This is a genomic window from Paraburkholderia sp. CNPSo 3076 (assembly GCF_026343935.1).
Taxonomy (GTDB): Bacteria; Pseudomonadota; Gammaproteobacteria; order Burkholderiales; family Burkholderiaceae; genus Paraburkholderia; species Paraburkholderia nodosa.
The window spans coordinates 1-19,303 of sequence record NZ_JAPMAL010000016.1 but is presented as its reverse complement, the minus strand read 5'-3'; the positions used below and the strand labels follow the sequence as shown (position 1 = coordinate 19,303).

The 19,303-nt window shown below is 63.8% G+C and carries 19 protein-coding genes and 1 other RNA gene; 17 read left to right on the top strand and 3 right to left on the bottom strand.

Annotated elements, in window-relative coordinates; all coding sequences use genetic code 11:
- Positions 1 to 108: 108 nt before the first annotated feature.
- The 4 genes from edd to M3A49_RS19090 all read left to right on the top strand — a co-directional run bounded on the left by edd (position 109) and on the right by M3A49_RS19090 (position 4,917).
- Entirely contained in the window at positions 109 to 2,025 is a 1,917-nt protein-coding gene (gene edd, locus M3A49_RS19105) for a phosphogluconate dehydratase (RefSeq protein WP_266230200.1), read from the top strand.
- A gap of 2 nt (positions 2,026 to 2,027) precedes the next feature.
- The gene (gene eda, locus M3A49_RS19100) at positions 2,028 to 2,669 is read left to right on the top strand and encodes a bifunctional 4-hydroxy-2-oxoglutarate aldolase/2-dehydro-3-deoxy-phosphogluconate aldolase (RefSeq protein ID WP_266230199.1); all 642 of its coding nucleotides are present in this window, start codon (positions 2,028 to 2,030) and stop codon (positions 2,667 to 2,669) included.
- Between the two features lie 297 nt (positions 2,670 to 2,966).
- A complete protein-coding gene (locus M3A49_RS19095) occupies positions 2,967 to 4,328 on the top strand; it encodes a GntP family permease (RefSeq protein WP_266230197.1) in 1,362 nt (453 codons plus the stop codon).
- A 79-nt stretch (positions 4,329 to 4,407) separates the two neighbouring features.
- On the top strand, positions 4,408 to 4,917 hold the full coding sequence (locus M3A49_RS19090; protein ID WP_028201938.1) for a gluconokinase: 510 nt from the start codon (positions 4,408 to 4,410) through the stop codon (positions 4,915 to 4,917).
- Between the two features lie 95 nt (positions 4,918 to 5,012).
- Here M3A49_RS19090 and purB read toward each other — a convergent pair whose 3' ends face one another.
- Entirely contained in the window at positions 5,013 to 6,401 is a 1,389-nt protein-coding gene (purB, locus tag M3A49_RS19085; RefSeq protein ID WP_254352451.1) for an adenylosuccinate lyase, read from the bottom strand.
- A 381-nt stretch (positions 6,402 to 6,782) separates the two neighbouring features.
- On the opposite strand from purB, the gene M3A49_RS19080 reads away from it, so the two are divergent.
- The 6 genes from M3A49_RS19080 to M3A49_RS19055 all read left to right on the top strand — a co-directional run bounded on the left by M3A49_RS19080 (position 6,783) and on the right by M3A49_RS19055 (position 12,595).
- On the top strand, positions 6,783 to 7,739 hold the full coding sequence (locus M3A49_RS19080; protein ID WP_266230195.1) for a LysR family transcriptional regulator: 957 nt from the start codon (positions 6,783 to 6,785) through the stop codon (positions 7,737 to 7,739).
- A gap of 201 nt (positions 7,740 to 7,940) precedes the next feature.
- Positions 7,941 to 9,227 (top strand): Glu/Leu/Phe/Val family dehydrogenase, encoded by a 1,287-nt coding sequence (locus M3A49_RS19075; RefSeq protein ID WP_254352449.1) that lies wholly within the window; start codon positions 7,941 to 7,943, stop codon positions 9,225 to 9,227.
- A 246-nt stretch (positions 9,228 to 9,473) separates the two neighbouring features.
- The gene (locus M3A49_RS19070) at positions 9,474 to 10,367 is read left to right on the top strand and encodes a glutamate/aspartate ABC transporter substrate-binding protein (RefSeq protein WP_028201943.1); all 894 of its coding nucleotides are present in this window, start codon (positions 9,474 to 9,476) and stop codon (positions 10,365 to 10,367) included.
- Positions 10,368 to 10,455: 88 nt separating this feature from the next.
- Positions 10,456 to 11,196, top strand: coding sequence for an amino acid ABC transporter permease (locus tag M3A49_RS19065; RefSeq protein WP_254352448.1), 741 nt, complete (start codon positions 10,456 to 10,458; stop codon positions 11,194 to 11,196).
- Positions 11,196 to 11,873, top strand: a complete 678-nt coding sequence (gltK, locus tag M3A49_RS19060) for a glutamate/aspartate ABC transporter permease GltK (RefSeq protein ID WP_133182383.1) — start codon at positions 11,196 to 11,198, stop codon at positions 11,871 to 11,873. Before M3A49_RS19065 ends, gltK begins: the two co-directional genes overlap by 1 nt.
- A complete protein-coding gene (locus M3A49_RS19055; protein ID WP_028201946.1) occupies positions 11,870 to 12,595 on the top strand; it encodes an amino acid ABC transporter ATP-binding protein in 726 nt (241 codons plus the stop codon). Before gltK ends, M3A49_RS19055 begins: the two co-directional genes overlap by 4 nt.
- Before the next feature lie 67 nt (positions 12,596 to 12,662).
- Here M3A49_RS19055 and M3A49_RS19050 read toward each other — a convergent pair whose 3' ends face one another.
- Entirely contained in the window at positions 12,663 to 13,571 is a 909-nt protein-coding gene (locus tag M3A49_RS19050; RefSeq protein WP_266230193.1) for a class II glutamine amidotransferase, read from the bottom strand.
- Positions 13,572 to 13,938: 367 nt separating this feature from the next.
- Between M3A49_RS19050 and pyrC the strand changes: the two genes are divergently transcribed.
- The 3 genes from pyrC (at position 13,939) to rnpB (ending at position 16,422) form a co-directional block, all read left to right on the top strand.
- Positions 13,939 to 14,994 (top strand): dihydroorotase, encoded by a 1,056-nt coding sequence (pyrC, locus tag M3A49_RS19045; RefSeq protein ID WP_266230192.1) that lies wholly within the window; start codon positions 13,939 to 13,941, stop codon positions 14,992 to 14,994.
- A gap of 71 nt (positions 14,995 to 15,065) precedes the next feature.
- Positions 15,066 to 15,941 (top strand): DUF3025 domain-containing protein, encoded by an 876-nt coding sequence (locus M3A49_RS19040; RefSeq protein ID WP_266230465.1) that lies wholly within the window; start codon positions 15,066 to 15,068, stop codon positions 15,939 to 15,941.
- 70 nt (positions 15,942 to 16,011) lie between these two features.
- Positions 16,012 to 16,422, top strand: an RNA gene (rnpB, locus tag M3A49_RS19035) — RNase P RNA component class A.
- 69 nt (positions 16,423 to 16,491) lie between these two features.
- On the opposite strand, the gene M3A49_RS19030 is transcribed toward rnpB, so the two are convergent.
- Positions 16,492 to 16,914, bottom strand: coding sequence for an OsmC family protein (locus M3A49_RS19030; protein ID WP_027795839.1), 423 nt, complete (start codon positions 16,912 to 16,914; stop codon positions 16,492 to 16,494).
- Positions 16,915 to 17,551: 637 nt separating this feature from the next.
- On the opposite strand from M3A49_RS19030, the gene rplM reads away from it, so the two are divergent.
- The 4 genes from rplM to M3A49_RS19010 form a co-directional block, all read left to right on the top strand.
- Positions 17,552 to 17,980: a 50S ribosomal protein L13 gene (gene rplM / locus M3A49_RS19025; RefSeq protein ID WP_028201949.1), complete on the top strand. Its 429-nt coding sequence runs from the start codon at positions 17,552 to 17,554 to the stop codon at positions 17,978 to 17,980.
- Positions 17,981 to 17,991: 11 nt separating this feature from the next.
- Positions 17,992 to 18,384: a 30S ribosomal protein S9 gene (gene rpsI / locus M3A49_RS19020; protein WP_028209425.1), complete on the top strand. Its 393-nt coding sequence runs from the start codon at positions 17,992 to 17,994 to the stop codon at positions 18,382 to 18,384.
- A 224-nt stretch (positions 18,385 to 18,608) separates the two neighbouring features.
- On the top strand, positions 18,609 to 18,974 hold the full coding sequence (erpA, locus tag M3A49_RS19015) for an iron-sulfur cluster insertion protein ErpA (protein ID WP_028201951.1): 366 nt from the start codon (positions 18,609 to 18,611) through the stop codon (positions 18,972 to 18,974).
- A gap of 126 nt (positions 18,975 to 19,100) precedes the next feature.
- The coding region (locus M3A49_RS19010; protein ID WP_266230463.1) for a transposase domain-containing protein at positions 19,101 to 19,303 on the top strand (203 nt) is incomplete at its 3' end.

The following is a 19,303-nucleotide window of genomic DNA, read 5'->3' as shown; positions in this document are numbered from 1 at the left end:
GTCTTGTAGTTTTTCTACTAACATCGCGCCATCGTTGTCTGGTGGCGCTGCAAGCGCCCCTGATCTGGCCCCGAGCGTCCCCGCCGTGACAAGAAGGAAGGAGATTCGATGGTTTCCCCGCATTCTCAGTTGATGAAGGTCACGCAGCGCGTGATCGAGCGCAGCAAGCCCACGCGCGAGGCCTATCTGGCGCGTATTGCGGCGGCTCAGGACCGGTTCCCGGCACGCGGCGCGCTCTCCTGCGCGAATCTTGCCCACGGCTTCGCCGGCCTCGAAGGCCGCGACAAGATCTCGATCAAGTCGATTCGCGAGCCGAATATCGGCATCGTCTCGGCGTACAACGAGATGCTCTCGGCGCACGCGCCCTACAAGGATTTCCCCGACATCATCAAGAAGGCGGCCCGCGAAGGCGGCGGCGTCGCGCAGTTCGCGGGCGGCGTGCCGGCGATGTGCGATGGCGTGACGCAAGGCAACGCCGGCATGGAGCTGTCGCTCTTTTCGCGTGAAGTGATCGCGATGAGCACGGCCGTCGCGCTCACGCACAACATGTTCGATGCGGCGCTCTGCCTCGGCGTGTGCGACAAGATCGTGCCGGGCCTCTTGATCGGCGCGCTGCAATTCGGCCACCTGCCGACCATTTTCGTGCCCGCCGGCCCGATGACGAGCGGCATCACGAACGACGACAAGGCCAAGGTGCGCCAGCAGTTCGCCACGGGCCAGTGCGATCGCGCGGCGCTGCTCGAATCGGAGGCCGCTGCGTATCACGGCCACGGCACCTGCACGTTCTACGGCACGGCCAACAGCAACCAGATGCTCATGGAGATCATGGGCCTGCATCTGCCAGGTTCGGCCTTCATCCATCCGCATACGCCGTTGCGCGACGAACTCACCGCCGCTGCGGCGCGCCGCGTGCTCGAGCTTACCGTCGAGCGCGGCAACTACACGCCGATCGGCCATGTGGTCGACGAGAAGGCCGTGATCAACGGCATCGTCGCGCTGATGGCGACGGGCGGCTCGACCAACCACACGCTGCACCTCGTGGCGATGGCGCGGGCGGCGGGCATCATCATCGACTGGAACGACTTCGACGTGCTGTCGGACACCGTGCCACTGCTCGCGCGCGTCTATCCGAACGGCAAGGCCGACGTGAATCACTTCCACGCGGCGGGCGGCATCGCCTTCCTCGTGCGCGAGCTGCTCGACGGCGGCCTGCTGCACGAAGACGTGAATACCGTTGCCGGCCATGGCCTGCGTCATTACACCGAGGAGCCGAAGCTCATCGACGGCAAGCTCACCTGGGTGCCGGCGGTCGAGAAGAGCGCCGACGAAACCGTGCTGCGTCCGCTGCCGACGCCGTTCCAGCCGGACGGCGGCCTGCGCCTGATGCAGGGGCGTCTGGGCCGGGGCGTCATTAAGGTTTCCGCTGTCGCGCCGGAGCGCCGCAAGGTGCGTGCGCCCGCCATCGTGTTCGATTCGCAGGAAGCCGTGCAGGAAGCGTTCGACCGCGGCGAACTCGAGCGCGATTTTGTGGCCGTCGTGCGCTTCCAGGGCGCGCGCGCGAATGGCATGCCGGAGCTGCACCGCCTCACGCCGTTGCTCGGCGTGCTGCAGGACAAGGGCTTTCACGTGGCGCTCGTGACTGACGGGCGCATGTCGGGCGCGTCGGGCAAGGTGCCCGCGGTCATCCACGTTTCGCCGGAAACGCTGCTGCACGGCCCGATCGGCAAGGTGCGCGACGGCGATACGATCGTGATCGACGCGGTGGAAGGTGTGCTTGACATTGAAGTGGATGCCGCCGAGTGGGACGCGCGCCCGGTCGCGCAGCCTGCGCATCAGGAACTCAATGAAGTGGGCTTTGGCCGCGAGCTGTTCGGCGTGTTCCGCGCCACCGCCGCGCCGGCGGAGCTGGGCGCCACGGTGTTCGGTCCGCTCGTGGGCGAGCAGGCCGCGCCCGCACCGGCCGCTGCGGCCGCCGCCCACGCGCCGGCCCACGCCGCGAACTCAATTCATCATCAAGGAGCCTGAACATGGCAAATAGCACAGTCGCCGACATCGTTCGCCTCGGTCCCGTCATCCCGGTGCTCGCATTCGACACGCCGGAGCAGGGCGAGCACGTTTCCCGCGCACTCCACGCGGGCGGCGTGAAGGTGCTCGAAATCACGCTGCGCACGAAGGCCGGCCTCGAAGCGATCGAGCGCGCCGCGAAGATCGCGCCGGACATCGTCGTGGGCGTGGGCACGATCACGAAGCCCGAGCACTGCGCGCTCGCGAAGCAGGCCGGCGCACAGTTCGGCGTTTCGCCGGGCCTCACGCGCGAGATTCATCAGGCTTCGCTCGACGCGGGCCTGCCGCTGCTACCGGGTGTGATGACGCCGACCGACATCATCGTCGCGATGGAACTGGGCTACGAGATCGTCAAGTTCTTCCCGGCGGTTCCGGCCGGTGGCCTGAACATGCTGCAGGCCTTCCACGGCCCGTTCCCGACGCTCAAGTTCTGCCCGACGGGCGGTATCAGCGCCGAATCCGCGCCGACCTTCCTCGCGCTGCCCAACGTGGTGTGCGTGGGCGGCTCGTGGCTCACGCCGAAGGCGGCCATCGCCGCGCAGAACTGGGACGAAGTCTCGCGCCTTGCGCACGCCGCGAGCGAGCTGTCGCGCCCGGTGCGCTAATGGAGCGCGTCTGCTTGTTGCTCTGACGCGCGCGCTGCATGTTGCGGCGCAACGAAGACCGGAATGCCGCGCCCCGCATGTACGGAGGGCGTGCAGCGAGCCGCGCAAACGGCGCCTTTCGGGCGCGCGCTTGCGCGGCTCGCGCGTCTTTTAAGTACGCTGCACCAAAAGTCGTTATAAGCTCTACAATCCCCGGCCCGGCGACGGCCGGTTTTTGTCCCGCGTGGGCCGCCGCTGCGCCCATGCGTCGCCGCACAGGGCAAAAGGACTTCGAACAACTACCTGGAGAGGAGCCTCATGGGAGTGGCCCACGGCAGCATGCTGCTGATTTACGCGCTCGTCGCGATCGCCGCGCTGATCCTGCTGATCACGCGCTTCAAGGTTTATCCGTTTCTCGTCCTGATCATCGTTTCGCTGCTGCTCGGCCTCGCCGTCGGCATGCCGATGGATCAGATCGTCAAGTCGTTCGAGACCGGCAACGGCAACACGCTCGGCCACATCGCCATCGTGGTGGGCCTCGGCACGATGCTCGGCAAGATGATGGCGGAGTCGGGCGGCGCCGAGCGCGTTGCCACGACGCTCATTCGCTGGTTCGGCGAGAAGAACATTCACTGGGCCATGATGGTCGTCGCGATCATCGTCGGCTTGCCGGTGTTCTTCGAAGTCGGCTTCGTGCTGCTCATCCCGATCGCGTTCAACGTCGCGAAGCGCACCGGCAAGTCGCTGCTGCTGATCGGCCTGCCGATGGTGGCGGGCCTTTCGGTCGTGCACGGGCTGATTCCGCCGCACCCGGCCGCGCTTCTGGCCGTGCAGGCGTATCACGCCGACATCGGCAGGACCATCGCTTACGGCCTGATCGTGGGCGTGCCCACGGCGATCATCGCCGGGCCGCTTTTCGCGCTCTTCATTCACCGCTACATCAAGCTGCCGGAGAGCAATCCGCTTGCCGACCAGTTCGTGAGCAAGGCCGATCCCAAGCCCGATAGCGAACTGCCGAGCTTCGGCGTCACGCTCTTCACGATCCTGCTGCCCGTGATCCTCATGCTGATCGGCAGCTGGGCCGATCTCGTGTTCGCGCCCAAGACGCTGCCGAACAATCTGTTGCACTTTATCGGCACCTCGGACGTCGCGCTGCTGATCGCCGTGCTGGTAAGCTTCTGGACCTTCGGCGCGCAACGCGGCTTCACGCGCGAGCAGATCCAGAAGTTCTGCGGTGACTGTCTCGCGCCGATCGCGGGCATCACGCTGATCGTGGGCGCGGGCGGCGGCTTTGGCCGCGTGCTGATGGACAGCGGCGTGTCGAAGCAGATCGTCGAGCTGGCGCAGAACGAGCATCTGTCGCCGCTCTTGCTCGGCTGGCTCGTCGCCGCGCTGATCCGTCTCGCAACGGGCTCGGCCACGGTCGCCATGACCACGGCCTGCGGCATCGTCGCGCCGATCGCATCGGCCAGCGCCATGACCGTGAAGCCGGAGCTGCTCGTGCTCGCCACGGGCTCGGGCTCGCTGATCTTCTCGCACGTCAACGACGGCGGTTTCTGGCTGATCAAGGAGTATTTCGGCATGAGCGTCGTGCAGACGTTTAAGACATGGTCATTGCTGGAGACCATTATTTCGCTGCTGGGCCTTGGCTTGACTTTCGCCCTTGCAGCGGTGGTGTAACGCGCAACTATGTTGCAGTCATGTTGCATGGGACCGGAGTCAGCGCTAAAGCGCTAACTCCGTTCGACAGGAGCAGTAAATGATTTTGATAGCGATGGGCGTGTCGGGCGCAGGCAAGACACGCATCGGCGAATTGCTCGCCGAGCGCCTCAAGTGCACCTTCACCGACGGCGATGCCTTCCACAGCGAAGCCAACAAGAAGAAGATGCACGACGGCATTCCCCTCACCGACGACGACCGCTGGCCCTGGCTGCGTACGATTCGCGCGGCGATCGAGGAGAAGCAGCGCGCCCACGAAACGGCCGTGTTCACCTGCTCGTCGCTCAAGCGCTCGTATCGCGACATCCTGCGCGGCAACGATCGCGACGTGTGCTTCGTCTACCTGAAGGGCTCGTTCGAAGTGCTGCACGAGCGCCTCGCATCGCGCACCGGCCACTTCTTCGACCCGTCGCTGCTGCAAAGCCAGCTCGACACGCTCGAAGCGCCGGGCGCGGACGAGGCGATCGAGGTGAGCATCGAGCTTACGCCCGAGCAGATCGTCGACGAGGTGATGAAGCAGATGGAAACGCGCCGCAATCAGGCCTCCTGATCTCGCGGCCAGGCACGATCACGCGATCGTGCGGCGGTAAACGAAAAAGCGCTCGATTCAATCGAGCGCTTTTTTTATGCCTTGCGGTATCGCGATTACGAAATCCGCTTCGCCAGCTCGACCGCGAGGCCGACGTACGACGCAGGCGTCATTTCCAGCAGACGCTTCTTCGCGTCTTCAGGAATCGCCAGGCCGCTAACGAACGTCTGCAGCGCTTCGCGCGTAATGCCCTTGCCGCGCGTGAGTTCCTTCAGTTGCTCGTACGGATTCTCGATGCCGTAGCGGCGCATGACCGTCTGCACCGGCTCGGCCAGCACTTCCCACGTGGCGTCGAGGTCGTCGTTCAGGCGCTGCGGGTTCACTTCGAGCTTGTCCAGACCGCGGATCAGCGCGTCGTACGCGAGCAGCGAGTAGCCGAGCGCGACGCCGATGTTGCGCAGCACCGTCGAGTCGGTGAGGTCGCGCTGCCAGCGCGAAACGGGCAGCTTGTCGGCGAGGTGGCGCAGCGTGGCGTTCGCGAGGCCCAGGTTGCCTTCCGAGTTTTCGAAGTCGATCGGGTTGACCTTGTGCGGCATGGTCGACGAGCCGATTTCGCCGGCCTTCGTCTTCTGCTTGAAGTAGCCGAGCGAGATATAGCCCCAGACGTCGCGGTCGAGGTCGAGCAGGATTGTGTTCGCGCGCGCGACGGCGTCGAACAGTTCCGCCATGTAGTCGTGCGGCTCGATCTGGATCGTGTACGGGTTGAACGTGAGCTTCAGACGCTGCTCGACGACTTCCTTCGAAAAGGCTTCCCAGTCGAATTCCGGATACGCCGAGAGATGCGCGTTGAAGTTGCCGACTGCGCCATTCATCTTGCCGAGCAGTTCGACCTTCTCGATGCGCTGGATCGCACGCGCGAGACGCGCCGCGACGTTGGCGATTTCCTTGCCGAGCGTCGTGGGGCTGGCCGGCTGGCCGTGCGTGCGCGAGAGCATCGGCTGCTCGGCGTGCGTGTGCGCGAGCGCGACGAGACGTTGATGCACCGAGCGCAGCGCCGGCAGGATCACGTGCTCGCGTGCGCCCGCGAGCATCAGGCCGTGCGACGTGTTGTTGATGTCTTCCGAGGTGCAGGCGAAGTGGATGAACTCGCTTGCGCGCTCCAGTTCCGGCTGACCCTTCACCGACTCCTTGAGCCAGTACTCCACGGCCTTCACGTCATGGTTCGTCACGCGCTCGATGTCCTTGATGCGCGCGGCGTCGTGCGCCGTGAAGTTCTCGGCGAGCTTGAGCAGGAATTGCTCCGAGGCTGCCGAAAAGCGCGGCACTTCCGCGAATCCGGCCTGCGAGAGCGCGATCAGCCAGTGGATTTCCACGGTCACGCGGTTGCGCATGAACGCGGCTTCCGAGAGCCAGTCGCGCAGCGCTTCGGTTTTCGAGGCGTAGCGGCCGTCGAGCGGGGAGAGCGCGTTGAGCGCGAAGAGGGTATCGGGACGAGTGTCGGACATGATGGGGACGTAACGTGGCGCGTTACGCTCAGTTGGCAGTCGGTTGCAGTCAGATTCGAGACGGCGGGAACCCGAGATTTTATCACCTTGCCGACAGGGGCCGAGGCCGGCGCTTTCAGCACGCTGAGCGTGCGGTCCGACACTTGCCCTCAGCGATTTCGTCGCGCCAGCCTCACCTCGCCGGCGCTCTGGGCAAACCGGTATGGGTGGTGCTCGCCGCGCAGCGCCGACTGGCGCGGCGTGGTCGCCGAACTGGAAGCCGCGCTTTCCGGGGGCCCTCAGGCATGCGGCCGGCGCGCCGCGCGATATTCGCCGCACCAGCGCCCAGGTGCGCGCCCGCGGGCCTAGAATGCGGTCTTCTCATCCGCTCGCTGGCCCCGCATGGAACTCAAATGGCTCGAAGACTTCGTTTCGCTTGCAGAGACGCATAGTTTCAGTCGCTCGGCTGAGCTGCGTCACGTGACGCAGCCGGCTTTCTCGCGCCGCATCCAGGCGCTCGAAGCGTGGCTCGGCACCGAACTGATCGATCGTTCGGTTTATCCGACGCGCCTCACGGCGGCGGGCCAGGTCTTCTACGAGCAGGCGCTCGCGATGCTTTCTCAGTTTCACGAGGCGCGCACCCTGTTGCGCGGCCACACGGCCACGCCCGCCGCGACGATCGAGTTCGCGGTGCCGCACACCCTTTCGCTCACGTACTTTCCGCGCTGGCTGCAGCGCATCGAGGCGAAGCTCGGCCGCATCCACACGCGGCTGCGCGCGCTGAACGTGCACGACGCCGTGCTCTCGCTGGTGGAGGGCGGCTGCGACCTCGTGATGGGCTATCACCACCCGAGTCACCCCGTGACGCTCGACCCCGCGCGTTACGACACGTTGACGCTCGGCATCGAGTCGATCAGCCCGTATTCGGCGCCGCAGCGCGCGGGTCGTGCGCGTTACACGCTGCCCGGCACGCCCGATGCGCCCGCACCGTATCTCTCGTATACGCCGAACGCGTATCTCGGCCGCATGACCGAGGTGATCGTTGCCAATGCACCGGTGCGGCTCTATCTGGACCGCGTGTACGAAACGGACATGGCAGAAGGCCTCAAGGCGATGACGCTGGCCGGTCACGGCATCGCTTTCTTGCCGCACAGCGCGGTGGAAGACGCCGTGGCCCAGGGCGAGCTGATTCGCCTCGATCGCGGCACGCGCGGCGTGCCGGAGGGCCAGTTCACGCTCGACATGGAAATCCGCCTCTATCGCGACAAGCTCGCGACGCAGGGCGACGACGCGCGCCAGGCGCTCGTGCGCGAGCTGTGGGAGGCGGTCAGCGAGGAACTTGCGCAGGGCAGGCGCTGACGAAGCGGCAAGCTGCACTCACAACAGCGGCGCAAACAGTCAGGCTATTTCAGTCTGTAAGGCTTGGCACGCGGCGCCCGCGACATGTTTTTTCGACTTCGGGGACGTTATGCACGAAAAGCATAACGGGATGATCAAACGGCATTGGATTTCAGATGGGCGTTTTCTGACAATGGCACCACTTGTTCGATCGGAGCGTTCATGTCATCCCAACTGCAGTCGGTTCCTTCCTATCTCCACGCCGATGATCTCGGCCCCTGGGGCAACTATCTTCGTCAGGTCGACCGCGTGGCGCCGTATCTCGGCTCGCTCTCGCGCTGGCTCGAAACGCTCAAGCGTCCGAAGCGTATCCTGATCGTGGACTGCCCCATCGAACTCGATAACGGCACCGTTGCGCACTTCGAAGGCTATCGTGTCCAGCACAACGTGTCGCGTGGTCCCGGCAAGGGCGGCGTGCGTTATCACCAGGACGTTACGCTCTCCGAAGTAATGGCGCTGTCCGCGTGGATGTCGGTGAAGAACGCTGCAGTGAACGTGCCGTACGGCGGCGCGAAGGGCGGTATCCGCGTCGATCCGCGCACGCTGTCGCGTGGTGAGCTCGAGCGCGTGACGCGTCGCTACACCAGCGAAATCGGCATCATCATCGGACCGAACACGGACATTCCTGCGCCGGACGTGAACACGAACGAGCAGATCATGGCGTGGATGATGGACACCTACTCGATGAACCAGGGCCAGACGGCCACGGGCGTTGTGACGGGCAAGCCCATCTCGCTCGGCGGCTCGCTCGGCCGCCGCGAAGCCACGGGCCGCGGCGTGTTCGTGGTCGGCTGCGAGGCCGCGCGCCGCACGGGTCTTTCGATCGACGGCGCACGCGTTGCGGTGCAGGGCTTCGGCAACGTGGGCGGCATTGCTGCGCGCCTGTTCCAGGAAGCCGGCTCGAAGATCGTCGCCGTGCAAGACCATACCGGCTCGCTCTACAACTCGAGCGGCATGAGCGCGGAAGCGCTGCTCGAGCACGTGGCGAAGACGGGCGGCGTGGCGGGCTTTGCGGGCGCTGAAGTCATGGCGAACGACGAATTCTGGAGCGTCGAAACCGACATCCTCATTCCGGCCGCGCTCGAAAACCAGATCACCGAGAAGAACGCGGGCAAGATCCGCACGAAGATCATCGTGGAAGGCGCCAACGGCCCGACCACGACGGCAGCCGACGACATCCTGCACGACAAGGGCGTGCTCGTGATCCCCGACGTGGTGGCGAACGCGGGCGGCGTAACCGTTTCGTACTTCGAGTGGGTGCAGGACTTCTCGAGCTTCTTCTGGACCGAGCACGAAATTAACGAACGCCTCGAACGCGTGATGCGCGAAGCCTTTACGGCGGTGTGGCAAGTGTCGAGCGAGCAGAAGGTCTCGATGCGTACCGCAGCGTTCATCGTGGCATGTAAGCGCATCCTGATGGCGCGCGAAATGCGCGGTCTGTATCCCTGATTGCGCCCGGTTGGCAGGCGTGACGACGTTGCACGCCATGCCAGGCAAGGCGCGCCGCGAAGTGACGAAACAATGACTGCGCGGTGACAGGTTTTTGCGCTGCACATCAAGGCGCATAGAAAGCGGACGTCCTCCACAAGGGGGCGTCCGCTTTCGCACATTCAGGCGTTGTGCCAGGGTCACTCTTAATGCTTTCAGAATAATTACTTTGATAAACTGGCGGCGGTTCTTGTACCGGAGAAAACAATGCAAATCAAAAAGACCGCCGCACTGCTCGCACTCCTTGGTTTCGTCGCCACCAGCGCTTTCGCGCAGGACGCGGGCACCCTCAAGAAGATCAAGGACACGGGCGTCATCTCGCTGGGGCACCGCGAGTCGTCCATTCCTTTTTCGTATTACGACGACAAGCAGAATGTGATCGGCTACTCGCAGGACTACGCGATGAAAATCGTCGAGGCAGTCAAGCAGAAGCTGAACATGCCTAACCTGAAGGTCAAGATGGTGCCCATCACGTCGCAGAACCGTATTCCGCTTGTGCAGAACGGCACGGTGGACATCGAATGCGGCTCGACCACGAATAATGCCGAACGTCAGCAGCAGGCCGCCTTCACGAACACGATCTTCGTGATCGGCACGCGCCTCATGACGAAGAAGGATTCGGGCGTCAAGGACTTCGCCGACCTCAAGGGCAAGACCGTCGTGACGACGGCGGGCACGACGTCCGAGCGCCTGCTGCGCAAGATGAACCAGGACAAGAGCATGGGCATGAACATCATCAGCGCGAAGGACCACGGCGAGTCGTTCATGACGCTCTCCACGGGCCGCGCAGTGGCGTTCATGATGGACGACGCGCTGCTCGCGGGCGAGCGTGCCAAGTCGAACAATCCGGGCGACTTCGTGATCGTCGGCCAGCCGCAGTCGCGTGAGGCGTACGGCTGCATGATGCGCAAGAACGACCCCGAGTTCAAGAAGGTCGCTGACGACGCCATCGCCAAGGTCCAGACCTCGGGCGAAGGCGAAACGATCTACAAGAAGTGGTTCGAGTCGCCGATTCCGCCGAAGGGTCTCAACCTGAACTTCCCGATGAGCGAAGACATGAAAGCGCTGTTCAAGAATCCGAACGACAAGGCGATCGATTAATACGGCCCCGGCCGGTCGGCCCGCATTTAGCGTTTAGCACGGAACGGAAGAAGCGCCGCTTCTTCCGTTCTTTTTCTTGGAGTCTCTGATGTCCTATCACTGGAACTGGGGCATTCTGCTCAGCCCGGTATCGACGGGCGAACCCACCACGTACCTCGGCTGGATCCTCTCCGGCCTCTGGGTGACGGTCTCGGTGTCGCTGTGCGCGTGGGTGATCGCGCTCATCGTCGGGTCGTTCTTTGGTGTGCTGCGCACGGTGCCAAACAGGTTTCTCGCGGGCGTCGGCACAGTTTATGTGGCGATCTTCCGCAATATTCCGCTTATCGCGCAGTTCTTCATCTGGTATTTCGTGCTGCCGGAAATCCTGCCGCAAGCGCTCGGCAATGCGTTCAAGCAGTCGCCGCCGGGCCTGCAGTTCTTCACGGCGTCGGTCGTGTGTCTTGGGCTCTTTACCGCGGCGCGCGTGTGCGAGCAGGTGCGCTCGGGCATCAACGCGCTGCCGCGCGGCCAGCGCGCAGCCGGCCTCGCCATGGGCTTCACGCAGTGGCAGACGTACCGCTACGTGCTGCTGCCGGTGGCGTATCGCATCATCGTGCCGCCGCTCACCTCCGAGTTCCTCAACATCTTCAAGAACTCGGCGGTCGCCTCGACGATCGGCCTGCTCGATTTGTCGGCCCAGGCGCGTCAGCTCGTCGACTACACGGCGCAGACCTATGAGTCGTTCATCGCCGTCACGCTCGCTTATGTGCTCATCAACCTCGTCGTCATGACGCTCATGCGCTGGGTCGAGGCGAAGTCGCGTCTGCCCGGCTACATCGGAGGCAAGTGATGCATCACTTCGACTGGAGCGGCATTCCGGGCGCGCTGCCCACGCTGTGGACGGGCGCGATCATCACGTTCAAGATCACGTTGTGCGCGATCGTGGTCGGCATTCTCTGGGGCACGCTGCTCGCGCTCATGCGCCTTTCCAGCGTGAAGCCGCTCGAATGGTTCGCCAAGGGTTACGTCACGATCTTCCGCTCGATCCCGCTCGTGATGGTCCTGCTGTGGTTCTTCCTGATCGTGCCGCAGGTGCTGCAAAACGTGCTGGGTCTCTCCCCCGACATCGACATTCGCCTCGCTTCCGCGATGATCGCGTTCTCGCTGTTCGAGGCCGCGTATTATTCGGAGATCATTCGTGCGGGCATTCAGGCGGTGCCGCGCGGGCAGGTGAACGCTGCGTTCGCGCTCGGCATGCGCTACGGCCAGGCCATGCAATACGTGGTGCTGCCGCAGGCGTTCCGCGCGATGGTGCCGCTGTTGCTCACGCAGGCCATCGTGCTGTTTCAGGACACCTCGCTCGTGTACGTGATCAGCCTCGCCGACTTCTTCCGCACGTCCACCAATATCGGCGACCGTGACGGGACGATGGTCGAAATGGTACTGTTCGCGGGCGCGTGTTATTTCGTGATTTGTGTGATCGCGTCGAGCCTTGTGAAAGGTCTTCAGAAAAAGGTCGCAAGATGATTTCAATTAAGAACGTTTCGAAGTGGTACGGTCAGTTCCAGGTGCTGTCCGACTGCACGACGGAAGTGAAGAAGGGTGAGGTGGTGGTGGTGTGCGGGCCTTCGGGCTCGGGCAAGTCCACGCTCATCAAGACCGTCAACGGGCTCGAGCCGTTCCAGCAGGGCGAGATTCTCGTGAACGGCGAGTCGGTGGGCGACAAGCGCACCAATCTCTCGAAGCTGCGCTCGAAGGTGGGCATGGTGTTTCAGCACTTCGAACTGTTCCCGCATCTGTCGATTACCGAGAATCTCACGCTCGCGCAGATCAAGGTGCTCGGCCGCAGCAAGGACGAGGCCACGCAAAAGGGCCTGAAACTGCTCGACCGCGTGGGCCTGCGCGCGCATGCCGACAAGTTCCCGGGGCAGCTCTCGGGCGGCCAGCAGCAGCGCGTGGCGATTGCACGCGCGCTGTCGATGGACCCCATCGCCATGCTGTTCGACGAGCCGACCTCGGCGCTCGACCCGGAGATGATCAACGAGGTGCTCGACGTGATGGTGGAGCTTGCCCAGGAAGGCATGACCATGATGTGCGTGACGCACGAAATGGGCTTTGCGAAGAAGGTCGCGCACCGCGTGATCTTCATGGACAAGGGCGCCATTGTGGAAGACGACCAGAAGGAAGCCTTCTTTGCGAGCCCGAAGTCGGATCGCGCGAAGGACTTTCTGGCGAAGATCCTGCACTGAGGCTTCGCACGATTCGAAAAGAAGCCGCGCTCAATGCGCGGCTTTTTCGTTTTGGGCGTTGCCCGGCTTACTCGCCCCAGGTCTGCAGGGCGGCCAAGGCTTCCGGGTCGATCTCGCCCGGCAGGCCGGCGCACGGTGAGCTGGCCGAAGCGTCGAGCGAGGGGTTGGCGAGCTTGTCGAGCACCTTCTGCGGCACGGGTACGCTCGCCTGGGCGATCACGTCGCCGTGCTGGAACATCAGCAGGTCGCCGGGGGCGAAGCGCGTCCAGACCTCATTGTCGGTGAGCGGCGCGGTGGCAATCACGGCCACGCGGTCCTCGGGCGTCGTGTACTTGGCGAAGTCGATGGAGACATCGGCGTCGACGAGATGGGCTGTCGAAAACGGCCAGCGTCGCACGAGATAGTAGAGGTGCGTCGAGCAATGCGCGAACAGCGCCTGGCCGTTCGACATCAGGAAGTTGAAGACGCCGAACTGCGTGACTTCGCGCGTGAGCGACTCCAGCGCGGCGAACAGCTCGGCGAGCGGCGGCTGCGCACCGGGGAACGCCTTGCGCAAGCCTTGTAGCAGCTGGCAGAACGCGCGCTCGCTATCGGTCGTGCCAACCGGCTGGTAGACGCCCGACATCACCGGATTGAAGTCCTGAAGGTCGCCGTTGTGCGCGAAGATCCAGTGCCGGCCCCACAATTCGCGCTGGAACGGATGACTGTTCTCGAGCGCGCAGTTGCCTTGCGTGGCCTTGCGGATGTGGGCGATGGTGTTGCGCGACTTGATGGGGTAGTGCTTGACCATCTCGGCGATCGGCGAACGCGCCGAGGCCTCGTTGTCGATGAAGAGGCGGCAGGCCTTGTCCTCGAAGAACGCGATACCCCAGCCGTCGGCGTGGTGATCGGTGGCGCCGCCGCGCGCCGCGAATCCTGTGAAGGAGAACGTGACGTCCGTCGGCGCGGCGCAATTCATTCCGAGAAGTTGGCACATGGTGCTGATGGTGCGTAACGCGACTGGGACAGCGGCTGCAGTGGTAGGCGGGACCCGCCGTCGACCCGTTACAATAATGACTTTCCAAGCATATCACCGGCCAGCGGGTCGCCAATACGAAATTTGTCGGATGCATTGCAGGCTTGCGTAGAAGGGCGCGTGCCGGGGTCGATGCAGCGCGGATTGTCGTGTGCACGCGACGGTGCGGGCAATGCGTGCGCGTGGGCTAGCATCGACCAGCATCGATCGACGCCGCGCTTTTTCCCGTGATATGCCCGGAATTTCCGGCAGCCTGAGCGCGTTCTAAGCGAACTTGCCGCCGTTCATTCATACCGCTGTTGGTTCACTACCGCGCCTGACTCTTGCCATGAACGCCTCTTCCCTCACGACTCTCACGCTCGCCCGCCCCGACGACTGGCACCTGCACGTGCGCGACGGCGCGATGCTCGCGGCCGTGCTGCCGCATACGGCGCGCCAGTTCGGCCGCGCGATCATCATGCCGAACCTCAAGCCGCCGGTCACGACGACAGAGCAGGCCGCCGCCTACCGCGAGCGTATTCTCGCTGCGCTGCCGGCGGGCTCGACGTTTGAGCCGCTGATGACGCTCTATCTCACCGACAACACGCCGCCCGAGGAAATCCGCCGCGCGAAGGCGAGCGGCTTCGTGCACGGCGTGAAGCTGTATCCGGCGGGCGCGACGACGAATTCGGACGCCGGCGTGACCGACATCCGCAAGTGTGCGAAGACGCTTGAGGCCATGCAAGAAGTGGGCATGCCGTTGCTCGTGCACGGTGAAGTAACGAGCGCCGACATCGACCTGTTCGACCGCGAGAAGGTCTTCATCGACCGCGTGATGATTCCGACGCGCCGCGATTTTCCGGGTCTCAAGGTGGTGTTCGAGCACATCACGACGAAGGACGCCGTCGACTACATCCGCGCCGATCACGCCGCGCCCGGCCTGCTCGGCGCGACGATCACCGCGCATCACCTGCTCTACAACCGCAACGCGATCTTCCAGGGCGGCATTCGTCCGCACTACTACTGCCTGCCCGTACTCAAGCGCGAGACGCATCGCGTGGCGCTCGTGGACGCGGCGACCTCGGGCGATCATCGCTTCTTCCTCGGTACCGACAGCGCGCCGCACCCGAAGGGCCTGAAGGAGCACGCGTGCGGCTGCGCGGGCTGCTATACGGCGCTGCACGCGCTCGAGCTCTACGCCGAAGCGTTCGACAACGCCGGCGCGCTCGACAAGCTCGAGGGCTTCGCGAGCTTCTATGGTGCGGACTTCTACGGCCTGCCGCGTGCGACCGAAACGGTCACGCTGCGCCGTGAGAGCTGGACGCTGCCCGCCGAAGTCGAGGCAGGCGGTACGCCCGTCGTGCCGCTGCGCGGCGGCGAGACGATCGGCTGGAAACTCGCTTGAACGAGGCGGGGCCGGGTGTGGCTGCGGGCGCAACGGTCGGCCCGGCCGGCGCAGTCGATGCGCCCGCACCGATGCCCGCGAGCGCCCCGCGCCGGACCATGCCGCTGGGCAGTTTCACCGACATCGACTGGGCCCGCCCGTGGTTCGCGCAACACGAAACGCGCGGCCGGCGCTGGCAGCGGGCCGCGCTGGCGGGATACGCGGCGTATCTGGCCGAACTGAACGCCGATGCGCTGGCTGCCGCCCAAAGCACGGGCCGCGGCCAGCCGCTGCGCTTCATCGCCCAGGACGACCTGCCTGAGGGCTCGGCCTACGAGACGCATATCGCGGCGACGGGCTGCGTGCCGACGCGCCACAACCTCCACGACTTCTTCAACGCGCTCGCCTGGTTCGCGTTCCCGCGCATCAAGGCGACGCTGAACGCGCGCCAGGCCGCGGCGATCGACGTACTTGGCGTGGGCCCCAAGCGCGGCGGCGTGCGCGACGCGCTCACGCTGTTCGACGAGAACGCGGTGCTCTTTGCCTCATCGGACGCAACGCTGGTAGCGGCGTTGCGCGGCTTCGACTGGCGCACGCTGTTCGTGGCGCAGCGCGCGGGATGGGAAGCGGCTGTCGGGGAGGCGATCGGCGAGGCGCGCTGCGAAGTCCGCGTATTCGGCCATGCGCTGCTCGAAAAGATGATCTCGCCGTATGCGGCGTGCACGGCGCACGCATGGGTGGTCGAGGTGCCGCACGCATATTTCACGTGGCCGCGCGCGCGACGCGACGCGTATCTGGACGAGACGGTGAGCGTCACGCTCGACGCCGACGCCACGCCTGATGCGCTCAACGGGCGCAGCTTCGCGCCGCTGCCGGTGCTCGGCATTCCGGGCTGGTGGGCGCAAAACGAGGACCCGACGTTCTACGACGACGCCACAGTCTTTCGCACTGGCCGTCGAGCGCGCTAAAAGCCAGGCGGGCGGCAATCGATCCGGCCCCCGGCGCGGTGCGCGCGCACGTGCTAAGATCGCGCCTCGCAAAGCAGGCCAGGCAGTCGCGGCTCCGAGGTTTCGGCCAAAGAGGCGAGGAAAGTCCGGACTCCACAGGGCAGGGTGATGGCTAACGGCCATCCGTGGCGACACGCGGAACAGGGCAACAGAGAACAGACCGCCGATGGCCCGATTTCGGTCGGGATCAGGTAAGGGTGAAACGGTGCGGTAAGAGCGCACCGCGTCTGCGGTGACGTAGACGGCACGGTAACCTCCACCCGGAGCAATTCCAAGTAGGCAGGCGCGCATCTTCGGGATGCAGGATGGGGCCCCCATTCCGTCTGCGGGTAGGAAGCTTGAGCGCGTCAGCAATGGCGCGCCTAGAGGAATGGCTGCCACGCGCGGCGCGTCTTCGGATGCGGCGCGTGCACAGAATCCGGCTTATCGGCCTGCTTTGCAGCCTCATTCATGCAAAAAGCCGGCGCGGTTCTGCGAAGAACCGCGCCGGCTTTTTCTTTTGCCGCAGGCCTTAGGCCGCGACGATCTCGAACGTATGCGTGATCTCGGCAGTCTTGCCGATCATGATCGACGCCGAGCAGTACTTGTCGTGCGAGAGGTTGATCGCGCGCTCCACGGTGGCCGGGTTCAGGTTCTTGCCGGTCACGGTGAAGTGGAAGTGGATCTTCGTGAAGACCTTGGGGTCTTCGCTCGCGCGCTCGGCCTTGAGCGTCACGCTGCAGCCGCTCACTTCCTGACGGCTCTTCTTGAGGATCAGCACCACGTCGTAGGCCGTGCAGCCGCCCGTGCCGAGCAGCACCATTTCCATCGGCCGCGGTGCGAGGTTGTGGCCGCCGCCTTCCGGTGCGCCGTCCATGTTGACGAGATGGCCGCTGCCCGTTTCGGCTGCGAACGCCATGCCGTCCTGACCCATCCAGCTAACTTTGCATTCCATATGCGTATGCCCCTGCGCGGTTTCTTGATTCAGACGGCATTGTAGCCCGCGCCTTACTGGTATGTCCGGGGGGACACGGCGGCGCGCGCCTTATGCCACGTGCTTGAATGTTGCGTCGCGACATCCTGTGAACAAGCCGGATTTCCGTTGTGCAATTAGGGGTTTCGCTCTAGTTGTCCCGCACGCTCTTCGCATATCGGATTTCCAATGCGCTGATTTTTAAGAAATTTTCTACCGATGCGCTGATTTCATTGAATTTCACATTATGGTGTCAGATTTCGCAATGCAAATCCCCTTGCGCCGCACAAGGCCCATCTGTATAATCGGTCTCACTGGTGGTCGTGCTTCACGATACCTCAGCATGTCTCCTCCACCCTCCTCCAAAGAGTGGATTAAGCCCGAACAAACGCGTTCGGGCTTTTTTTCGTCTGCCGGCCTCGTTTTGCCCCGCCTCTGCCCTCGCCGCAAGCAAGTTTTTGACTCACGGTCAAATTTCCCTTTATAATCGTAGGTTCTCCGCATCCATGCCTGCGCGGAGTCGGGGAAACTCGAACCAGGGAGAGCCTGCGCCGACGTCAACGAGCGTCACCATACAAGCAGGACCAAAACAGGGCACAGCATTTTTTTTGGATCGATCATGAAGACTTTTTCCGCCAAGGCACATGAAGTGCAGCGCGAATGGTACGTGATTGACGCGACGGATAAGGTTCTCGGCCGTGTCGCCAGCGAAGTGGCACGCCGTCTTCGCGGCAAGCACAAGCCTGAGTTCACCCCGCACGTCGACACTGGTGATTTCATCATCATCATCAACGCCGGCAAGCTGAAGGTCACGGGCAACAAGACCACCGACAAGAAGTACTACCGTCACTCGGGTTACCCGGGCGGTATCTACGAAACGACGTTCGGCAAGATGCAGGAACGCTTCCCGGGCCGCGCGCTCGAGAAGGCCGTGAAGGGCATGCTGCCGAAGGGCCCGCTCGGTTACGCGATGATCAAGAAGCTGAAGGTCTACGCAGAAGCAACGCACCCGCACTCGGCGCAACAGCCGAAGGCGCTCGAGATCTAAGGGGAGCCCATATGATCGGTAACTGGAATTACGGTACGGGCCGCCGCAAGAGCGCCGTCGCTCGTGTCTTCATCAAGTCGGGCAAGGGCGAGATCGTCGTCAACGGCAAGCCCATCGCCGACTACTTCTCGCGCGAAACGTCGCTCATGATCGTGCGTCAGCCGCTGGAACTCACGAACCACGGCACGACGTTCGACATCAAGGTGAACGTGACGGGCGGCGGCGAAACCGGCCAGGCCGGCGCAGTTCGCCACGGCATCACGCGCGCGCTGATGGACTACGACGCAACGCTCAAGCCGGCACTGTCGCAAGCTGGCTTCGTCACCCGTGACGCACGTGAAGTGGAACGTAAGAAGGTCGGTTTCCACAAGGCACGTCGCCGCAAGCAGTTCTCGAAGCGTTAATTTCACATTGGCGCTTTGCGCCTGCGCCCCTCGCGGGGCGCAGCGCTGCTGCAAAAGCCGTCCGCGCTTCGTGCGCCGGGCGGCTTTTTTCGTTTTTTGTCGGCGTGTCCCACGTGTGGCGCGCAAGCTGCGACAGTCTGGAGAAACCCTTGAATTCGCGGGCTTAAGCACGATATCGGGAAGAGCCCTACAATAGCGGCTAGAAGTTTTTTTGGAGAGTTCGAATGAGCGCTGTCACCGAAACTACCGCGACCGAAATGCCCGGTCCCTTCGTTTTCACCGAAGCAGCGGCTGACAAGGTCAAGCAACTGATCGACGAGGAAGGCAACCCGGAGCTGAAGCTGCGCGTATTCGTGCAGGGCGGCGGCTGCTCGGGCTTCCAGTACGGATTCACGTTTGACGAAACGGTCAACGAAGACGACACCGTGATGAACCGCAACGGCGTCCAGCTTCTGATCGACTCGATGAGCTATCAGTACCTCGTCGGCGCCGAGATCGACTACAAGGACGATCTGAACGGTGCGCAATTCGTCATCAAGAACCCGAACGCGAGCACTACGTGCGGTTGCGGCTCGTCGTTCTCGGTTTGATCGATTTGCTGCAATAAAAAACGGGGCTTCGGCCCTAATGCCGTTCAGTTAAGCAACTGAACGGCATTTTTGTTTGTGGCGAGCGCCTGTTGTAAACAGGGCGCGACGGTGTTAACTTTCGTCGCCATGCTGGTTGACGACCTTCCTCTTCTTGTCGATGCGCACCCGCCGTTCGAATGGGATCGGCTGGGCCAGCATCTGCCATATGAATGGATTGAACAGGCAGTTCAGGCCAGCGGCAGCGCCAGCATCCGGCGGCGCCGCCTGCCAGCGCAGCAGGTGGTGTGGCTGGTGATCGCGCTGGCGCTGTACCGGCATCAGTCGGTCAG

Bases quoted from the DNA above. Each gene is read 5' to 3' on its own strand.
- edd (WP_266230200.1), top strand. From the start codon at position 109: ATGGTTTCCCCGCATTCTCAGTTGATGAAGGTCACGCAGCGCGTGATC.
- eda (WP_266230199.1), top strand. From the start codon at position 2,028: ATGGCAAATAGCACAGTCGCCGACATCGTTCGCCTCGGTCCCGTCATC.
- M3A49_RS19095 (WP_266230197.1), top strand. From the start codon at position 2,967: ATGGGAGTGGCCCACGGCAGCATGCTGCTGATTTACGCGCTCGTCGCG.
- M3A49_RS19090 (WP_028201938.1), top strand. From the start codon at position 4,408: ATGATTTTGATAGCGATGGGCGTGTCGGGCGCAGGCAAGACACGCATC.
- purB (WP_254352451.1), bottom strand. From the start codon at position 6,401: ATGTCCGACACTCGTCCCGATACCCTCTTCGCGCTCAACGCGCTCTCC.
- M3A49_RS19080 (WP_266230195.1), top strand. From the start codon at position 6,783: ATGGAACTCAAATGGCTCGAAGACTTCGTTTCGCTTGCAGAGACGCAT.
- M3A49_RS19075 (WP_254352449.1), top strand. From the start codon at position 7,941: ATGTCATCCCAACTGCAGTCGGTTCCTTCCTATCTCCACGCCGATGAT.
- M3A49_RS19070 (WP_028201943.1), top strand. From the start codon at position 9,474: ATGCAAATCAAAAAGACCGCCGCACTGCTCGCACTCCTTGGTTTCGTC.
- M3A49_RS19065 (WP_254352448.1), top strand. From the start codon at position 10,456: ATGTCCTATCACTGGAACTGGGGCATTCTGCTCAGCCCGGTATCGACG.
- gltK (WP_133182383.1), top strand. From the start codon at position 11,196: ATGCATCACTTCGACTGGAGCGGCATTCCGGGCGCGCTGCCCACGCTG.
- M3A49_RS19055 (WP_028201946.1), top strand. From the start codon at position 11,870: ATGATTTCAATTAAGAACGTTTCGAAGTGGTACGGTCAGTTCCAGGTG.
- M3A49_RS19050 (WP_266230193.1), bottom strand. From the start codon at position 13,571: ATGTGCCAACTTCTCGGAATGAATTGCGCCGCGCCGACGGACGTCACG.
- pyrC (WP_266230192.1), top strand. From the start codon at position 13,939: ATGAACGCCTCTTCCCTCACGACTCTCACGCTCGCCCGCCCCGACGAC.
- M3A49_RS19040 (WP_266230465.1), top strand. From the start codon at position 15,066: ATGCCCGCGAGCGCCCCGCGCCGGACCATGCCGCTGGGCAGTTTCACC.
- M3A49_RS19030 (WP_027795839.1), bottom strand. From the start codon at position 16,914: ATGGAATGCAAAGTTAGCTGGATGGGTCAGGACGGCATGGCGTTCGCA.
- rplM (WP_028201949.1), top strand. From the start codon at position 17,552: ATGAAGACTTTTTCCGCCAAGGCACATGAAGTGCAGCGCGAATGGTAC.
- rpsI (WP_028209425.1), top strand. From the start codon at position 17,992: ATGATCGGTAACTGGAATTACGGTACGGGCCGCCGCAAGAGCGCCGTC.
- erpA (WP_028201951.1), top strand. From the start codon at position 18,609: ATGAGCGCTGTCACCGAAACTACCGCGACCGAAATGCCCGGTCCCTTC.